The organism is Corynebacterium tuberculostearicum, assembly GCF_030229345.1.
In the GTDB taxonomy this organism is placed as follows: Bacteria; Actinomycetota; Actinomycetes; order Mycobacteriales; family Mycobacteriaceae; genus Corynebacterium; species Corynebacterium tuberculostearicum_G.
In genome coordinates, this window is record NZ_JASPGP010000001.1 from 146,474 (window position 1) to 163,267 (window position 16,794).

General features: G+C 62.5%; 15 protein-coding genes. 7 read left to right on the top strand and 8 right to left on the bottom strand.

Annotation, left to right across the window (positions count from 1 at the left end; all coding sequences use genetic code 11):
* Positions 1-52: 52 nt before the first annotated feature.
* Positions 53-3,223 carry an isoleucine--tRNA ligase gene (gene ileS / locus QP884_RS00675; protein WP_284820169.1) on the top strand — a complete coding sequence of 1,057 codons (3,171 nt, stop codon included), beginning with the start codon at positions 53-55 and terminating at the stop codon, positions 3,221-3,223.
* Positions 3,224-3,293: 70 nt separating this feature from the next.
* Here the strand turns inward: ileS and QP884_RS00680 are convergent, their stop codons facing one another.
* From QP884_RS00680 to QP884_RS00705, 6 genes are all read right to left on the bottom strand, one after another.
* Positions 3,294-4,526 carry an MFS transporter gene (locus tag QP884_RS00680; RefSeq protein WP_284820170.1) on the bottom strand — a complete coding sequence of 411 codons (1,233 nt, stop codon included), beginning with the start codon at positions 4,524-4,526 and terminating at the stop codon, positions 3,294-3,296.
* Entirely contained in the window at positions 4,523-5,167 is a 645-nt protein-coding gene (locus QP884_RS00685) for a GntR family transcriptional regulator (RefSeq protein WP_284820171.1), read from the bottom strand. The genes QP884_RS00680 and QP884_RS00685 overlap by 4 nt, the downstream gene beginning before the upstream one ends.
* Positions 5,168-5,232: 65 nt before the next feature.
* The gene (locus tag QP884_RS00690; protein ID WP_284820172.1) at positions 5,233-5,856 is read right to left on the bottom strand and encodes a metallophosphoesterase; all 624 of its coding nucleotides are present in this window, start codon (positions 5,854-5,856) and stop codon (positions 5,233-5,235) included.
* A complete protein-coding gene (locus tag QP884_RS00695) occupies positions 5,846-7,510 on the bottom strand; it encodes an ABC transporter permease (RefSeq protein WP_284820173.1) in 1,665 nt (554 codons plus the stop codon). Before QP884_RS00695 ends, QP884_RS00690 begins: the two co-directional genes overlap by 11 nt.
* A gap of 3 nt (positions 7,511-7,513) precedes the next feature.
* Complete coding sequence (locus QP884_RS00700; protein WP_284820174.1) at positions 7,514-8,575, bottom strand: ABC transporter substrate-binding protein; 1,062 nt, start codon at positions 8,573-8,575, stop codon at positions 7,514-7,516.
* Between the two features lie 9 nt (positions 8,576-8,584).
* Complete coding sequence (locus QP884_RS00705; protein ID WP_284820175.1) at positions 8,585-9,565, bottom strand: ABC transporter ATP-binding protein; 981 nt, start codon at positions 9,563-9,565, stop codon at positions 8,585-8,587.
* A gap of 158 nt (positions 9,566-9,723) precedes the next feature.
* Between QP884_RS00705 and QP884_RS00710 the strand changes: the two genes are divergently transcribed.
* Positions 9,724-11,112 carry a DNA polymerase IV gene (locus QP884_RS00710; protein WP_284820176.1) on the top strand — a complete coding sequence of 463 codons (1,389 nt, stop codon included), beginning with the start codon at positions 9,724-9,726 and terminating at the stop codon, positions 11,110-11,112.
* Here QP884_RS00710 and QP884_RS00715 read toward each other — a convergent pair.
* The gene (locus QP884_RS00715) at positions 11,109-12,002 is read right to left on the bottom strand and encodes an asparaginase (RefSeq protein ID WP_284820177.1); all 894 of its coding nucleotides are present in this window, start codon (positions 12,000-12,002) and stop codon (positions 11,109-11,111) included. The genes QP884_RS00710 and QP884_RS00715 overlap by 4 nt on opposite strands.
* A 108-nt stretch (positions 12,003-12,110) precedes the next feature.
* Here QP884_RS00715 and QP884_RS00720 point away from each other — a divergent pair, with 108 nt between their 5' ends.
* Positions 12,111-12,761 (top strand): hypothetical protein, encoded by a 651-nt coding sequence (locus QP884_RS00720; protein ID WP_049377625.1) that lies wholly within the window; start codon positions 12,111-12,113, stop codon positions 12,759-12,761.
* Here the strand turns inward: QP884_RS00720 and QP884_RS00725 are convergent, their stop codons facing one another.
* Positions 12,762-13,703, bottom strand: a complete 942-nt coding sequence (locus QP884_RS00725; RefSeq protein WP_284820178.1) for a hypothetical protein — start codon at positions 13,701-13,703, stop codon at positions 12,762-12,764.
* Positions 13,704-13,744: 41 nt separating this feature from the next.
* Between QP884_RS00725 and lspA the strand changes: the two genes are divergently transcribed.
* From lspA to QP884_RS00745, 4 genes are read left to right on the top strand one after another with little or no spacing between them, the layout of a single operon-like run.
* Positions 13,745-14,236: a signal peptidase II gene (gene lspA, locus QP884_RS00730; RefSeq protein ID WP_434736441.1), complete on the top strand. Its 492-nt coding sequence runs from the start codon at positions 13,745-13,747 to the stop codon at positions 14,234-14,236.
* The gene (locus QP884_RS00735) at positions 14,229-15,155 is read left to right on the top strand and encodes an RluA family pseudouridine synthase (protein ID WP_239228160.1); all 927 of its coding nucleotides are present in this window, start codon (positions 14,229-14,231) and stop codon (positions 15,153-15,155) included. Before lspA ends, QP884_RS00735 begins: the two co-directional genes overlap by 8 nt.
* Positions 15,152-15,688 (top strand): hypothetical protein, encoded by a 537-nt coding sequence (locus tag QP884_RS00740; RefSeq protein ID WP_005328865.1) that lies wholly within the window; start codon positions 15,152-15,154, stop codon positions 15,686-15,688. Before QP884_RS00735 ends, QP884_RS00740 begins: the two co-directional genes overlap by 4 nt.
* Positions 15,689-15,748: 60 nt before the next feature.
* Complete coding sequence (locus QP884_RS00745) at positions 15,749-16,792, top strand: HNH endonuclease signature motif containing protein (protein WP_284820179.1); 1,044 nt, start codon at positions 15,749-15,751, stop codon at positions 16,790-16,792.
* Positions 16,793-16,794: the final 2 nt, after the last annotated feature.

Sequence of the window (16,794 nt, forward strand, 5' to 3'; positions counted from 1 at the left end):
CCGCGAGCCTTAAAGGCGCGTCCCTGCACCGTGTTAAGAGTGAAGGATAATTATGGCGAAAAAGATTTACCCCAAGGTCGATATGACCGGCGGCTCCAGCCGTTTCCCAGATATGGAAGAGGAAGTCCAGAAGTACTGGAAGCAGGATGATACCTTCCAGGCTTCGCTGGAAAAGACCAAGGACTGCCCAGAGTACATCTTTTATGATGGCCCCCCATTCGCTAACGGCTTGCCGCACTATGGCCACCTGCTGACCGGTTATGTGAAGGATATCGTCCCGCGCTACCGCACGATGGCTGGCAATTACGTTCCTCGCGTCTTCGGCTGGGATACCCATGGCCTGCCCGCCGAGCTAGAGGCGGAAAAGCAGCTGGGCATCACCGAAAAGGCGCAGATCGAGGACATGGGCTTGGAAAAGTTCAATGAATACTGCGCCAAGTCCGTGCTGGAGTACACCGACGAGTGGGAAGAGTACGTCAACCGCCAGGCCCGCTGGGTGGACTTTGGCAACGGCTACAAGACCATGGATATCAACTACATGGAATCGGTCATGTGGGCGTTCAAGGAGCTTTATGACAAGGGCTTGATCTACAAGGGCTTCCGAGTTCTTCCGTACTCTTGGGCGGAGCACACTTCTTTGTCCAATCAGGAGACCCGCCTGGACGATTCCTATAAGATGCGCCAGGATCCGACCCTGACGGTTACCTTCCCAGTGGAGGGCGCGCGCGAGGGAAGCGCGGCAGAAAAGACGTTGGCGGAGCACCCTGCGCTTGCCGACGCCTCTTTCCTCGCCTGGACCACCACCCCCTGGACCTTGCCTTCCAATGAGGCCTTGGCGGTTCATCCAGAGGTTTCTTACGTGCTCTTTAAGGCTACGGAGGGTGATTTCGCTGGCCGTACCTTCATCATGGCGGAAAACCTGCTGGCCACCTTGGAGAAGGAACTGGGTGAGGCCGAGGTGCTGGAGAAGTTTACCGGCGCGCAACTCGAGGGCTTTACCTATGAGCCTATCTTCGGCTTCTTCCCGGATCTGCGCAATGCCTACCAGGTGCTGGTCGCTGATTACGTCACTACTGAGGACGGCACCGGCGTGGTACACCAGGCTCCTGCGTTTGGTGAAGACGATATGAATACCACCAACCAGTACGACATCGAGCTGGTCATCCCGGTGGACGAGGACGGCAAGTTCACCTCGCAGGTTCCGCCTTATGAGGGCCAGCTGGTCTTTGACGCGAATAAGGACATCATCAAGGACTTGAAGGCTGCTGGGCGAGTGGTGCGCCACGTAACCATCGAGCACTCCTATCCGCACTCGTGGCGCTCGGGCGAGCCGCTTATCTACATGGCGCTGCCGGCCTGGTTCGTGAAGGTAACCGAGTTCCGCGATCGCATGGTGGAGCTTAACCACAAAGAGATTGAGTGGCTGCCGGAGCATATCCGGGATGGCCAATTTGGCAAGTGGCTCGAGGGCGCGCGCGACTGGAATATCTCTCGTACCCGCTACTGGGGTGCGCCTATCCCGGTGTGGATGTCCGATGACGACAACTATCCGCGCATGGATGTCTACGGCTCCTTGGATGAGCTGGAGCGCGATTTCGGAGTTCGTCCGGAGTCGCTGCACCGTCCGCACATCGACGAGTTGGTGCGCCCGAACCCGGATGATCCGACCGGTAAGTCGATGATGCGCCGCGTGCCAGACGTGCTGGATTGCTGGTTTGAGTCCGGCTCGATGCCCTTTGCGCAAAAGCACTACCCATTCGAGAATAAGGAATGGTTTGAGACCCACTCGCCGTCCGATTTCATCGTGGAGTACTCCGGTCAGACGCGTGGTTGGTTCTATGTGATGCACGCGCTGTCCACCGCGCTTTTTGATCGCCCGGCGTATAAGAAGGTCGTGGCCCATGGCATCGTGCTCGGCAACGATGGCCTCAAGATGTCTAAATCCAAGGGCAACTATCCGAACGTCAATGAGGTCTTTGATCGTGATGGTTCGGATGCCATGCGCTGGTTCCTGATGTCTTCGCCTATCCTGCGCGGAGGCAACCTCATCGTGACCGAGCAGGGCATTCGCGAGGGCGTGCGCCAGGCTATCCTGCCTATCTGGAATGCCTATACCTTCCTGCAGCTCTACGCAGAAAAGGAAGCAAAGTTCGACACCAGCTCCACGCATGTTTTGGACCGCTATATCTTGGCCAAGACCCACGACGTCGTGGCCAATGTCAACGCGGCGCTTGCCGATACCGATATCGCCACGGCAACCGAAGAAGTACGCCTGTTTGCCGACGTCCTGACCAACTGGTACGTCCGTCGCTCGCGCGATCGTTTCTGGGAGGGCGAGGACGCCCATCCTGAGGCGTTTAATACCTTGTACACCGTGCTGGAGACCGTGACTCGCGTGGTGGCCCCGCTGCTGCCGCACGTGGCAGAGGTTATCTACCGTGGACTGACCGGTGAGCGTTCGGTGCACCTGGCGGATTACCCGCAGGCTGCGGATTACCCGTCCGATGCAGATCTGGTTTCTGCAATGGATGCGACCCGCGCGGTCGCTTCGGCCGCGTCCTCGGTGCGCAAGTCCAATAAGCTGCGCAACCGCTTGCCGTTGCCGAAGTTGACGGTGGCCCTCAATGGGGCGCAGCGCCTGGCGGACTTTGCCGATATCATCCGCGACGAGGTCAATGTCAAGGAAGTTGAGCTTACGGACGACGTCGATTCGGTAGGCACCTTCCAGGTTGTCTGCAACGCGAAGGTCGCCGGCCCGCGCTTGGGCAAGGATGTGCAGCGCGCCATCAAGAACCTCAAGGCGGGCAACTACGAACGCCGCGGCGAAGAGGTTGTAGTGGACGGCGATATTGTGCTTGGCCCCGATGAGTACACCGAGCGCCTGCAGGCAGCGAATCCGAAGTCGACCGCGCGTATCGAAGGCCTCGACGGCCTGGTAGTACTCGATACCGAGGTGACCGAAGAGCTCGAGGCCGAAGGCTGGGCGGCGGACGTTATCCGCGGCCTGCAGGATGCCCGCAAGGCTTCTGGGTTCGAGGTCTCGGACCGCATCGCGGCCGTGCTCTCTGTCCCAGAGGAGAAGAAGGCCTGGGCGGAGCGTCACGCCGATCATATCGCCGGTGAAGTGCTCGCCACCGATTTCCAGGTGACCACCGAGGCGCTCGATGGTGCGGACGTGCACAAGGTGGTGAAGGGGGTTAACGCTACCGTCGTTAAGCAGTAGCGCCTAAGCCGCCACCTAAAAGTAATTGCCCAGCCTTAGCGGCTGGGCAATTTTTTATGAGTGATAGGACTTAACGGACCGGGCCGGGCAGGTGAGCACGCCAGCCGAGGACGACGTTAACGAGGCAGCACAGTGCGAGCACGGCGCCAATGAGGAATAGGGTGGTAAAGCCGAGCAGCGGCGCGAGTGCGCTGAAGGCCATGGGGATGAAGAAGCCGGTATAGGAGACCGAGTAGTACACGGCGGTGAGGCCGGCGAGTTCTTCGGCACGGGCGATGCGCTGGACCTCGGAGAGACCGGCGACAAGGGCGAGGCCGTAGCCTGCACCCATGACAGCGGCACCGGCGATGCCGAGCGGCAGGGAGCGAGTATGGGAGGCAACCGCGCCGAGGATGGTGCCGACGGTGATAACGCCCATGGCAACCGCGGAAGCGCGGGCCGAGCGGCTGGTATCGATAACCTTGCCGAGCATCTGGATGCCGACGCCGCAGCCCAAGGTGATAACGGTCATCAGGCCCGAGAAAGCGATGGGGGCATCGCCGGCAGACTTGGACAAAAGCTGGGGCAGGAGGGCATAGGCGGCGCCAGCGCAGCCGAAGACCCACGGGGCGACCGGCAGGACAATGCGCACGAAGCGGCGGTGCGCTGCGGAGGGGATGTGCAGCATGCGCAGCATATCGCGGATGCTCAGGTCAAGGAAGGTGTCTTTTACCGTAGCGCCACGCGGCGGGCGGGTTTCCGGGGTTTTCATCAGCCAGATGGCGGTGGCTACGGTGAGGAGGATGTGCAGGATATACGCCAAGTGGGTCGGCCACGGACCCCACTGGGCCAGCACCGATGCGAGGCCGGCGCCGATGAGGAAGCCTAAGGTCAGGCACATAGAGGCGTGGCGCGGGCCGGCAGCGGGATCGCCGCCTGCGCGGGTGATGAGCTCTGCCACCCACGTGGAGCCGACCGCCATGACGATGCCCAAAGCCAATCCGCACATGATGCGGCCCACGGCAATGACGAGCGGCTCGTTCGGTGCGATGGACAGAAGGAAGGAACCGAGCAGCGATAGTGGCGCGGCAGGCAGCATCGTGGGGCGGCGGCCAATGTAGTCCGAAAGCGGGCCAGAAATCAGCAGCGCAGGCACGATGCCGAGCACATAGGCGGCCAAGAGGCCATTGACGGTGACCTGCGAGAAGTGTGACTCTTCGCGGTACATAACTAGGAGAGGGGTGAACTCATTGCCGCCCCACGCGACAGCGACCATGCTGCCAGCGACGGGAAACCATGAGTGTTTGGCAAACTTTTCGGTCATAGTTGATTCCTCGAGTTGGTTAGGTGGGTGTCCAATGCGGAAAGGTAGGCGTCGAGGTCGCCGGTGCGGAGGGCATCGGCAAGCGCGCGGTGCTGATCCACGAAGGTGCGGGCGCGAGCCACGTTGCGGCCAATGGCCGTGGCGGTAAAACGCTGCTGGCGTTCGCGCAGCTGGTGTCCCAGCCCGGCCAGCAGGCTATTGGCACCGCCATCCATGATGATCTGGTGGAAACGCGCATCAAGATGCGTATAGGCATGCAGGTCCGCGCCATCCAACGCGGTATCTTGCTCCGCGATGGTCGCATCTAGCTGATCAGCGATGTCCGCGCGCTCGGCATCAGACATTGCGCAGATCTTTTCAGCACAGTGCCTATCCACGAGCAAGCGTGCCTCATAAACCTCGCGGATTTCCTGCGGGCTGATCGGCACGATGAGCGCACCCCGCCTGGGGTAGAGCTGTAGAAAGCCTTCGACCTCTAGGCGCAGGAAAGCCTCGTGCATCGGGGTGCGGCTGATTCCCATTTCGGTAGCCAGGGAGGCCTCGGAAAGCATCTGCGAGGGCTCGAAGGAGCCGTCAATGATCTTCTCTTTGACGAAGTCATAGGCGCGCTCCGCGGCGGGCTGCATTCGTTCATTGGACATGCATCCATCTTGCATGCAAGCTTGCATGCAAGCAAGCGTGCAGTGGCACTTTGTGGGGAACGGATCTAGCTAGGCAAACGTGTGACGTGGCACGTATCGGGGTCGAAGAGTAAGCCGTGGCCCATGCCGACCCAGCCGATGAAGGGGGCGTCGGCAAGCGTGTGCGGGGTGTGGACGTGCCCAAGGATCCAGGCATCGGCCTCGCAGGCCTGTAGCTCAGCCACGGAAAGCGGCAGGCAGGTGCCTTTAGAAAACTCAGCGGTGACGGAAGAATGTAGGAGGCCGAGGACGGGGCCGTCGCTCGGGCGCGGCGGAAGCTGGAGGCGGCGCGGGTCCGGATCGGTGGCCACCGCTGCGGTTAGAACCGTGGTGTTTCCTATGCGAAAGGTGTGCACCTGCGTGCCGTGGACTGTGACCTCGGGCGGGAAGTCCAGGTTGTGGTGGGTATCGTGGTTGCCAGAAATGAAGTGGACCTCGCCGAACAGTGTGGCAGCGTGGGCCATTACGGCGCGGGCCTGGGGCACGAATTCGGACGCCTCAGCGTTGCGGTCGATGATATCGCCCAAGCACACGCACGCCGTGGCTCCACTATTGGCGGCAACTTCGAGTTCTTGCAGGGCCCACTCCAGCCCAGGGGCGCCCGGGCGGCCTAGGTGCAGATCGGCAAAGACAAAAATGCTAGCGGGCATGTGCGGCCTTCCGGTTTTGCCACCAGGTGATAGCTACCAAGACAACGGTGGAGGTTCCGACACCGATGAGCGTCATAGCCATGGCCTCGGCACGGTGGCCTTGATCGAATTGGTTCATGATCCACGGAGCCAAGAGGTTGACTTGGCTCGGGCGAATGAGTGAGGACATGACCAGCTCGCGGATGCCTACGAAGAAGGCGAGGAGCCAGCCAGCGAAGATGCCAGGGGCAAGCAGGGGCAGGGTGATGCGCCCAAAGGTATGCAGAGTGGAGGAGCCGGAAATTGCAGCGGCCTCGTAGACGGTAGGGGAGACGGACTCTGCTGAAGCCTTGATGTTTTGGATGGCCATGGGCAAAAAGAGCACGGTGAAGGCCATAACTAGCATGCCCATAGTGCCGTAGGGCGACCATGGCAGCCAGGGAGAGTTCCACAGCAAAATAAATCCAATGGCCAGGACAATTCCGGGAACGGTGTCGGGGGCGATGGCCAAGAAATCGCTGAATTTTGCGGTAATGGTGCTTTGGCGGCGGGTGAGCACCGTGACGAGGACGCCGAGAGCAACGGCGGTGGTCGCGCCAAGGGCGCCTAGTCCGATGGAGCGAACAAGTGCCTCTTGAGCGGTGGGCATCTGCAAAACGATGGAAAAGTAATCGAAGGTCAGGTTATTAGGCGTAGGCGGGGCCGAGCGCAGAATGGTCATCGCGGCCAAGGTGATGGAAAGGTAGGGGATGACCACCGAGGCCATAAAGATTGTTGCGGTCACCACAGCGCCGAAGATGGTGCCGACCGAGCCGAGGCGGATACGTACGGGGCGGCTTACTCGGCCACCGCCGGAGAGGTCGCGGCGTGAAATCCATTGTTGGAAAGCCCAGGCGGCCACGCCGATGGCAAAGAGCACCGACGAGGAGGCAGCGGCGCTGGAAAAATCGAGGGGGTCGATGGTGACGTCTTCATAGATGGAGGAGACGAGCACCTTGTAGCCAATGGCGTTGCCAAGCGTGACTGGGGTGCCAAACTCGCCGGCGGCCTTAATGAAGATAATCAGCGCGCCGAGGGAAAAGGGGCCGATTATGTTCGGAGCGATGATGCGCACGGCTTGTTGCCAGCGGCTCGCGCCGGCTATCTGTGCCATCTCCAGCGTGGATGCCGGAATGGAATTCAGGCAGGTGCGCAGGATGAGGTACAAGAATGGAAAGAGCTCCGCGGCCATGATGAAGGCCATTCCCCACACCGAGTAGATGGCATCGTGGGCGAGTTTTCCGGCGCCGTGGCCGAGCAGCATCTCGGCCACACCACCGCGGCGGGTGAAATCCATCCACGCCATCGCTGCCGCAAAGGGCGGGGTCATAAACGGGATCATGATGACGATCTCGATCCAATTGGCCCTGCTAAACCGCGTCCACGAACGGAGAAAGGCGAGCGGCGCGGCCATGAGCGTGGCAAAAGCCACGACCAGCACGGACAGCCAGATGGTATTGCCAAGGATGTGCAGCATGCCCGGTTGGACAATGCTGCCTAGGGCTGAGGGCTCATCGTGGTAGCCCACGGCCGCGTTGACCAGCACGGAAGCCAGAGGCGCGGCGATGAGGGCAAGCAAGATGAGAAGGACCCCGTAGATCCCAAGGCGACGTTGGGGAGTGGTGGTGGAGCTCATCGGTTACTTCAGGTAGCGCTTAGCAAAGGTTTCCTTGATGTCCTTGGACTGAGAAACCAGGCCATCGAGGTCATCGTTGAGGGTCTTAATCTCATCCAGCTTCGGGCCATTCTTTGGAGCGATGTCCTTATTGGCCGGGATCATGTTCTTGGAGGCCGAGATCTCCTGTGCCTCATCGGAGAACATGAAGTCCACGAATGCCTCTGCGGCTTCCTTGTTATCGGAGGATTTGAGGATCATGACTGGGCGCGGGGTAACCGTGGTGCCGGAGGTAGGGATAGCAACCTCGAGCGGCTCGCCCTTCTTCTGCGCGGAGTATGCGGAGTAGTCAACGCCGCCGAGGACAATGCCGCGCGAGCCGGAGGTGACCTGGTCCAGCGCTGGGCCATTGGCGCCTTGGACGATCATGCCGTTGTCAAAGAGCTTGTCAAAGAGATCCCAGGTCTTCTCCTCGCCCCACTGGTCTACCATGGCCGCGATGAGGTCGGCTGCGGTACCGGATTCGCGCGGGTCCGGCATGATGATTTGGTCCTTGTACTTTTCATCGGTGAGATCTTCCCAGTCCTTCGGGGCCTCGTCCACGACGTTGGTGTTGGTTACCAGCGCTAGGGCCGAACCATCACGGCCGGTAAACGCCCCGCTTTCCGACGCCCACTTGGACTCAATCTTGTCCGCTCCCTCCGGCGTGTACTTTTCAAGGGCGCCGGACTTTTCCTGCTTGCTAGCTGCCGCCCAGGAGGCGAGGTAGACCACGTCAGCCTGCGGGTTGGCTTCCTCGGCCTTGAGCTTGGCGGTGATCTTGCCGGTGGTATCGGCAAAGACGTTGACGTGGACGTCGGTCTTTTCTTCGAAGGCCTCCACGAGGGCGTCGGTAAGCCCCTGCGGGTTAGCGGAGTAGTAATCCACCTCGCCGGACAGGCCTTCAGGTGCCTGCCACTTTTCGGCAGAAGAGGTGGACTCGTCGGTGGCGGTATCGGCGCTGTCCTCGACGGATCCGCAACCGGTCAAGGCGAGCGCACCAGCAGCGGTGGTGGCGATGGTGGCGGTGAACTTTTTGGTAAACATGTGTGGCTCCTATGCAGAAAGAGAAGATGGATAGTTGAGGTAGACGGTCTCGCCGCGAGTGAAGCGATGCGGTGAATACGTCACCCAGGGTTCCTCCGCCCCGGGGACGTCGCAGCGCAGCTCATAGCGCCCACCGATGTAGTGAGCGCCAAGAACCTGCGCCTCGACCCGGCGCGGGGAGGCGCCGGTGTCCTCCTCCGCAGTGGTGACGGTGAGATTTTCTGGACGTACGCTGGGCAGCTGTGGGTGGCGGTTCATGGTGCCTACAAAGCCAGCGATGAAATCGGTGGCCGGCTGTTCATAAAGGGTGACCGGATCCGCGAATTGCTCGATGTGGCCTTGATTCATAACCACGACGCGATCCGACATGGCAAGTGCCTCGGCTTGGTCGTGCGTGACGTAGATGACCGTCAGCCCCAGCTCCTGTGCCAGCTGGGTGAGCTCGGCGCGGATTTGCACGCGCAGCGCGGCGTCGAGGGCGGACAGTGGCTCATCCATGAGCAGGAGGTCCGGATTCGAAACCAACGCACGGGCGATGGCGACGCGTTGCTGTTGGCCGCCGGAGAGCTGGTTTGGCCGCGCCTTCGCTTTGCTGGTGATGCCCACCATGTCCATGCAGGCGCGCACCTTCTCGGACCGCTGGCCTGCCGCCACCTTATTGCCTGGGGTTGTCAGCGGAAACTCGATGTTCTTTTCCACCGTCATGTGCGGCCACAGTGCGAGGTCTTGGAAGACCATAGACAGCCGGCGCTTGTTGACGGCCACATTGGTCCGCGGACCATAAACCTCTCTCTCACCAATGGCAATGGTGCCCGCATTGGGAGTTTCCAACCCGGCGATGCAGCGCAACAGGGTGGACTTACCGCAGCCGGAGGGACCCAGAATAGAGATGAATTCACCGCGGTTGATGCTTAGATCGGTCTCGTGGAGGCCCGTATTATCGGCGAATTCGCGCTTAACGCCGCGCAAGATGACGTGGGGTGAGTTCATAATCAGCGAAATACTTTCTTCAAGAAATAACCTCGAAAAAGATAAGGCCGTAATATTGCATGTGGGTGACGTGAAGATGGAAAGAAATAAAAGCTTTAATTAACGGCACGCAAACGCCCAGGAGTGCACCCGAGAGCGCGCCTATTAGACTGGGCCGCATGCAACGCTGGGTTTTACACATCGACATGGACGCGTTTTTCGCCTCCGTCGAGCAGCTGACCCGGCCTACCCTGCAGGGGCGTCCCGTCCTGGTGGGCGGTACCAGCGGGCGCGGCGTGGTGGCCGGCGCCTCCTACGAGGCGCGCGTGTACGGTGCGCATTCGGCCATGCCGATGTACCGCGCGCAGCAGCTTGTTGGACTTCGCGCGGTGGTGGTGCAGCCGCGCCGGGCAGTCTATTCAGCAGCCTCGCGGCGCGTATTTGGCATCATCGCGCAACACGTGGAGGTCATCGAGCAGCTTTCTATCGATGAAGCCTTTATGGAACCCGCCGCCCTGGAAGGGGCGAGCGCGGAGGAGGTCAAGCGCTGGGCGGATGAGCTGCGCGCGCTCATTCGGGAAGAGACAGGTCTGCCGTGCTCCATTGGGGCGGGATCGGGCAAGCAATTTGCCAAGATTGGATCGGGTGAAGCGAAGCCTGATGGCACCTTTGTTATCCCAGCGGAGCGCCAGCTAGATATGCTGCACCCCCTTGCGGTGAACAAGCTGTGGGGAGTCGGCCCGGTGACCGGCGCGAAGCTCAAGTCCATCGGCGTCGAGACCATTGGGCAGCTAGCGGCGATGACGCGCAAGGAAGTAGAGATTTCCATCGGCAGCGTGGTGGGGCTGCAGCTGTGGCAGCTGGCCCGCGGCATTGATGACCGTGAGGTGGCGCCGCGCGCTATTTCTAAACAGATTTCTACCGAGCACACCTACCCGAAAGACCTGCAGACCGCCCCCGAGGTCGATGCAGCCATCACTCGCGCGGCGGAGGGTGCACACCGCCGGCTGCTCAAGGATGGGCGCGGCGCACGCACCGTAACGGTGAAGCTGCGCATGGCGGATTTTCATATCGAATCGCGCTCGACCACCTTGCCCTACGCGACTGACGACGCCGCCGTGCTCACCGCCGCCGCGTTCAAACTCGCCCGCTACCCCGATGAGCTGGGGCCCATCCGCCTGGTAGGGGTGAGCTATTCCGGCCTAGAGGCCGCTCGCCAAGACGTGCTTTTTCCGGAGCTAGATCGCGAAATCGTGCGCCCTGCACCGGCAGACACGGACTATGAAACTGGGGTGAGCGACGACGCAACACCGGCCATTCCAGCGACTACGGTGACGGTGGAGGAAGAAACCGATAACCAGTGGCACGCCACGCAGGATGTTTTCCACCCCGAATACGGCCACGGTTGGATTCAAGGCGCCGGCCACGGGGTGGTCAGCGTGCGCTTTGAAACCCGCGCCACGGGGCCCGGGCGCACCAAATCCTTCGCGGCCGACGATCCCGCGCTCGTGCCAGCAGACCCGCTCGACTCACTGGATTGGCAGGACTGGCTGACCAGCGAGGACTAGCCCTCCTGAGCAAAAAGCTCTGCCGGATCGGTACCGGTGGCCAGCGCCGCCGCGAGCAGGATTCGCGCTTGGCTCGGGCGGAACCATCCGGCGTTGATGGCGCCACGTTTGCCCAGGCTCGCGCCACCGCCGTCGCCACCGTAAGCCAGCGCCGTCGGGCCATAGGGTGTGCGGGTAGAAATGATGACGGGGAGGCCGGCGTGGAGGGCGTCGGCAAGCGCGCGGCCCATGTCCTCGCCCATATTTCCCGAGCCCATGGCCTCCACAATGAGACCGGAGGCGGGGGAGTTTACGACGGCGTCGACCAGCAGGCGCCCCGCTCCCGGATAGGCGGGGATGATCTCGATACGCTGCGACGCCAGCGGGGCAGGAGCCAACCGCGGGGTAGTGCCAGGAACGGGCAGCGACTCAAACCCGCGCAGGTCACTGGTGTGCCGTTTACGCGCACCACGCGCCGGGATGGTCTCACCGCCAAAGCAGAGGAAAACCCCAGGGTGCCCGCTGGCCGCAAGCTCGCGGGCAGCCCGCAGATTGGTGGGGCCGTCGGCCGCGGGGTGATCGTAGGCGCGCTGCGCGCCCGTAAGCACGATGGGTTTTTCCCCTCCACAGAAAATCTCCAACGCCAGCGCGGTTTCCTCCATGGAGTCGGTGCCATGCGTGATGATCACGCCACCGATATCCTTGCGCGCGGTGAGCTCATTGACCACCGCAATGAGCTCATCGAGGTCCGCCAAAGTAATAGAGGACGAGTCGAGCTGGCGAAACTCCACTACCTCGGCGTCGATTTCAGCGGCAAGGTCCGCGCCGGAGATGGTGGGAACCAGGGAACCGTCGGCCACGGTGGTGCACGCGATCGTGCCGCCGGTGGCGATCAAAGCAAGTCGGGTCATGCACTCAAGGTTAAAGAAATCTCCGCCCACGCGGCGGGCGCAGCCCGGAAAAGGCTGGTGCAGCTGTAAACTGATGGGAGTTTAGAACCCAGACGTGAGGAGTTAGAAGTGAAATTCCGCAAGTTTAGCGCCGCGTGCCTCGCACTGACCGCGGCCACCGCCCTGGCCGCCTGCTCTTCCGACGACGAGCAGGACGATACCGCCGCCACCAACACCGAGGCGCAAGAATCCGCCTCTTCCGACGGCGATTCCGCCGCCCCAGCGCTGCCGTCCCCGGCGGACCTCAACGCCATCTTGGCCAAGGCCACCGATCCGAACGCCTCTGAGCAGGAAAAGACCGCCACCGTGCAGGGCGGCGAGACCGCACCGGAAATCTTTGACACCATGGCACAGTCCAAGCAGGAATCCGGCGCTGAGTTCGAGGTCGTCGATCCTGTGCTTCCGGGCTATGACCCGCAGTCCGTGCTGACCACCGTGAACTTCACCACCGCTGACGGCCAGCAGCAGACCGCTGACCAGGTGGAGTTCGTGTACGAAGATGGCACCTGGAAGCTTTCCAAGGCGTGGGCTTGCACGCTCATCCAAAACACCGTGCCGCCGGAGCAGGTTCCAGAAATGTGTGCAGATACCGGTGCCGGAGCCTCCGCACCCGCCCCGGCACCGGCCGAGGGCGACGCTGCCCCGGCTGAAGGCGACGCCCCGGCTGCCGGCGCCGAGCAAGCCCCAGCTGAGGCCCCCGTAGAAGCCCCGGCCGAGTAATTAGGAAAAGTTCAGCTCCGTCAGGCTCGACTGCACCACGCGCAGCTCCGAGCCGGCGGCGCCATAAATGACCTTCGTGTCGAAAGATACGTCACCGCCCACGGGCAGCGGCTTGCCCAGGTCTACCGTGATGTTGCCCTTGGACTGGGTGCTGGAGTCTACAACCTTGAGCTCCTTGTCCTCCAACTCCGTGCCCTGGGCCTGGCCTTCAAAGGACAGCGCGCCTAGCGACGGCCGCTGCTCCACCTCCACGTTGAGCTTTACTCGGTCGCCCTCGATGGAAGCGACCGTATAGCGCGTGGTCTGCAGTAGGGTGGACTCGCCGGTAACGCGCGAATCCACCGTCCAGCTCGCTCCCTTGCCTACCTCCTCAGTGGGGAAAACCACGGGCAGGGCCGTCAGCTTCATAATTGCCTGTTCCACGGAGCCACGGGCTTCATCCGTGGCCTCCTGGGGTGCGGCAAGGCGCAAGGAATTCATCTGGCCTGTATTTTGGCCGCGCCAGCCAAATTGAAATCCCTCGGCCGAGGAGACGTCGGTGTCGCCAGAAGTTTCCGGCGCACCGGCCGTGACAAAGGCATTGCGGGTGGCCGGCAGCTGGTCTTCGACGTCCTCGCTAGCCTTATCTACCTTGGCCGATAGCGGCAGGGTAGTGGTGGTGGATTCGACGTCGGAGGCCTGAAACTTCTCGGCCGCGGACTTTTTGAGCAGGTCCTGCGAAAAACCCTCGGTAACGCGGTAGTTCACGTCCTGCGTGGAGTCGATATCGCGGTATTCCAGGAGCTTTTTCTCCCCGGTGCCGGGATTGTCCACGGTGACGCGTGGGGCGTCGATAGTCAGGCCCACGGGCTGTTCTACCGCGGGTCCCGGCTTTTCATAGGAACACGCCGTAAGCGCTACGGCGGCTGTGGTCAGGGCTGCAAAAACTTTGACTCGAAACACGCTTACCAAAATACCGGACGCTCCCGTTTAGAATAGAGCGGGTGAGTCAAAAACGAAGGAGCAAGACAGGACTTATCGCCGCGGTTGTCATCGCCGTGGCGCTGGTGGACCAAGCCGTGAAACAAGTAATGCTCTCCATCCTTACGGAGGGCGAGCCCCTGCCGGTCATTGGGGACTGGTTCCGGTTTACCCTGCTTTTTAACCCTGGCGCCGCCTTTTCCATGGGCGGGGAGGGATCGACGTGGCTTTTTACCACCATTCAGCTGGTCTTTGTGCTCGGCGTGGCCATTGCCGCCCCGCGCATTACCCACTCCGGCCAGGCGGTGGGCCTAGCGCTCATTGCCGGAGGCGCGCTGGGTAATTTCGCCGACCGCATCTTCCGCGCCCCCGGCTTCTGGTTCGGGCACGTGGTGGACTATATTTCGGTCGGCTCTTTCGCCGTGTTCAATATTGCGGACGCGGCCATTACCTGCGGCGTGGTGCTGTTCATTATCGCCATGGTGCTGGAGGAAAGGAAGGCCGAGCATGAATAGGCAGATGCGCAGCTTCCCCATTCCTGAAGGCCTAGAAGGCATGCGTGCCGACGCCGCCCTGGCCAAGCTCCTCGGCCTGTCCCGCAGCGCCACCGCGCAGCTGTGCGCCGAGGGCAGCGTGACCATCGATTCCCAAGAGCTGGGCAAGTCCGAGCGGTTGACCTCCGGCAACGTGGTCTCCGTGCTTTTACCGGAGCCAGAAAAGCCGTTGCTGCCGCGCGAGGAGCTGGTCGAGGGCATGGACGTGCTCTACAGCGATGCCGATATCATCTGCGTGCATAAACCGGTGGGCGTGGCCGCGCACCCCAGCGTGGGTTGGGACGGGCCGACGGTGATTGGCGGGCTGCGCGCGGCCGGCTATACCGTGGCTTCGTCCGGGCCGACCGAGCGCCAGGGCATCGTGCACCGCCTCGATGTGGGCACGTCAGGCGTGATGGTCGTGGCCTCTTCGGAGCGCGCCTATTCCGCGCTTAAGCATGCCTTTAAGTACCGCAGCGTGAAAAAGACCTACCACGCCGTGGTGCAGGGGCTGCCGGATCCCATCGAGGGCACCGTTGATGCACCCATCGGCCGCCACCCCAAGTCGGGCTGGAAATTCGCCGTGCTTGACGACGGCAAAGCGGCCGTCACCCATTACAGCCTCATTGAGGCCTTCCGCGAGGCCAGCCTTATCGAGGTGCACCTGGAGACCGGCCGCACCCACCAGATCCGCGTGCACATGTCTGCTACCGGCCACCCGTGCGTGGGCGATCCGATGTACGGCTCGGATCCGAACCTGGCTAAGCGCCTTGGGCTCCAGCGCCAGTGGCTGCACGCGGTAAAGCTCGGCTTTACCCACCCCGGCACCGGCAAGTGGTTCGAGATTGAAGCGCCGTACCCGGCCGATCTCGAGCACGCTTTGGAGGTTCTGCGGGGATGAGGAAGGTCTACCGGCGGCGTCGGCTAGCGGCCCTGGCAGTGCTTGCGGTGCTTTTCTTGGCCGCGCTCGCGCTTTTTGGCGCCCTAGGGACCCAGGCTTCTTCGCAGGTGCAAGGCGATCAGCTCGGCCCGGATGGCGAGACGCGCGCGGAGTATATTGCGCGCGTGTCCGGCAGCGACATTCCAGACGCGCCTGCCTACGCCCTTGTCACCTTCGACGAGGACCTGCCGCCCGTAGCCGCTGCGGCCGCCGTCGCCGCGGCCCCGCGCATGGATGCCATCCTTATCGGCTCCACCGCCCCCATCGACGTCCCAGAACCCACCGCCGGCGAGGACCGCGCCGCTGTCATCCAGCGCGCCTTCGACCGCATCGATGCCTCCTATGGGCAGCGCCCCACCGCGGTGAGCGCCGCCGTGGTGTGGGGATCGGGCGCCCAGCTTGCCGACGTCGCCTCCACCCCCTCCGTCGCCGCCGTCGAACCCGCGCCTGCCGACGCCGCCTGGGGCAGCTTCGCCATCCGCCCTCCCAGCTAATATCGCCCTCCTGGCCCCTGCGGCGCGCGGTGGCCGCCCAGCGCTTTTAGCATCTAGGGCATGGAACACATTCGGGCTTATATCGCGGCGCTCAACTCGGCGATGGACATCCTCGCCGAGGCCGCCGATGCCTCCGCCGCGGACCTTACCGCCGCTGGCATGCCCGATGCCACGGCTGACACTATTGCGCAGCTCGCGCAGGTCTACTTCGGGACCACCAGCTTTCGCCGCCGCCAACGCCGCGCGGTGGACGGGGCCCGCCGCAACCGACATTCGCTGCCGACGCTGGCGGTCATCGAAAAGCATGCCCGGCGCGCGCCCACGCAAGCCCGCGCCTGGGCCCTGCGCGCTGAGCTCACCCATATCGCGTGCGATACGCGGGAGATGGAAAGGCGTGCCCGCAAGAAGCTGCGTGAGATGCGCGCGCCGCGCGAACCCAAGCCGGGGGTGCGGTTGCGCCGCCGCGCGGCCGGAAAGCCGTGGACGCTGTCTATCACCGGCCCTTCCGCGCTGATTGCAGAACTTCACCAGCATGCCGGCTCGCTTGCCGACGTCGCCTCCTTCTTCCGCACCGGTACCAGTGCCGCCACCTCCACCGTGCGCACCAACGTTGTGGTGCCGCTGGATAAGTTGGTTGGCGTGGCCCATGGCAGCGACGATGTAGTGCTGACCATGACCAATGGCGCGCAGATTACGGGCTCCGAATTGGCCCAGCGCGCGCTTGCCGAGGAGGGATTTGTCACCCTGCTCCACCCCGTAGAGGGCCCAGTGAACCTGTACCGCATGCGCCGTGGGGCCACCTGGAAGCAGTTCATGATGGCTGCGGCGGAAAATCCCACATGCCCGGTCAGGGGCTGCCATAAGCCTGCCGATGAGTGCCAGATCCACCACATTTTCAGTTGGGCCGGCGGGGGATGGACCAATGCGAAGAACCTCACCACTGCCTGTGCTTACCACAATGGCCGCAATGATGACCATCGCACCAGCCCGCCGCGCAACGGGCGCTTCGAGCGCACGGCCCGCGGCGTGCGCTGGGTCAACCCTTGGGATCCGCCCCCACCGGACCTCGTCGATACTGGGCCCACGAATACGACCACCGCGTAGGC

Coding starts and splice junctions, on each gene's coding strand:
- ileS (WP_284820169.1), top strand. CDS start 53: ATGGCGAAAAAGATTTACCCCAAGGTCGATATGACCGGCGGCTCCAGC.
- QP884_RS00680 (WP_284820170.1), bottom strand. CDS start 4,526: ATGACCGAAAAGTTTGCCAAACACTCATGGTTTCCCGTCGCTGGCAGC.
- QP884_RS00685 (WP_284820171.1), bottom strand. CDS start 5,167: ATGTCCAATGAACGAATGCAGCCCGCCGCGGAGCGCGCCTATGACTTC.
- QP884_RS00690 (WP_284820172.1), bottom strand. CDS start 5,856: ATGCCCGCTAGCATTTTTGTCTTTGCCGATCTGCACCTAGGCCGCCCG.
- QP884_RS00695 (WP_284820173.1), bottom strand. CDS start 7,510: ATGAGCTCCACCACCACTCCCCAACGTCGCCTTGGGATCTACGGGGTC.
- QP884_RS00700 (WP_284820174.1), bottom strand. CDS start 8,575: ATGTTTACCAAAAAGTTCACCGCCACCATCGCCACCACCGCTGCTGGT.
- QP884_RS00705 (WP_284820175.1), bottom strand. CDS start 9,565: ATGAACTCACCCCACGTCATCTTGCGCGGCGTTAAGCGCGAATTCGCC.
- QP884_RS00710 (WP_284820176.1), top strand. CDS start 9,724: ATGCAACGCTGGGTTTTACACATCGACATGGACGCGTTTTTCGCCTCC.
- QP884_RS00715 (WP_284820177.1), bottom strand. CDS start 12,002: ATGACCCGACTTGCTTTGATCGCCACCGGCGGCACGATCGCGTGCACC.
- QP884_RS00735 (WP_239228160.1), top strand. CDS start 14,229: ATGAATAGGCAGATGCGCAGCTTCCCCATTCCTGAAGGCCTAGAAGGC.
- QP884_RS00740 (WP_005328865.1), top strand. CDS start 15,152: ATGAGGAAGGTCTACCGGCGGCGTCGGCTAGCGGCCCTGGCAGTGCTT.
- QP884_RS00745 (WP_284820179.1), top strand. CDS start 15,749: ATGGAACACATTCGGGCTTATATCGCGGCGCTCAACTCGGCGATGGAC.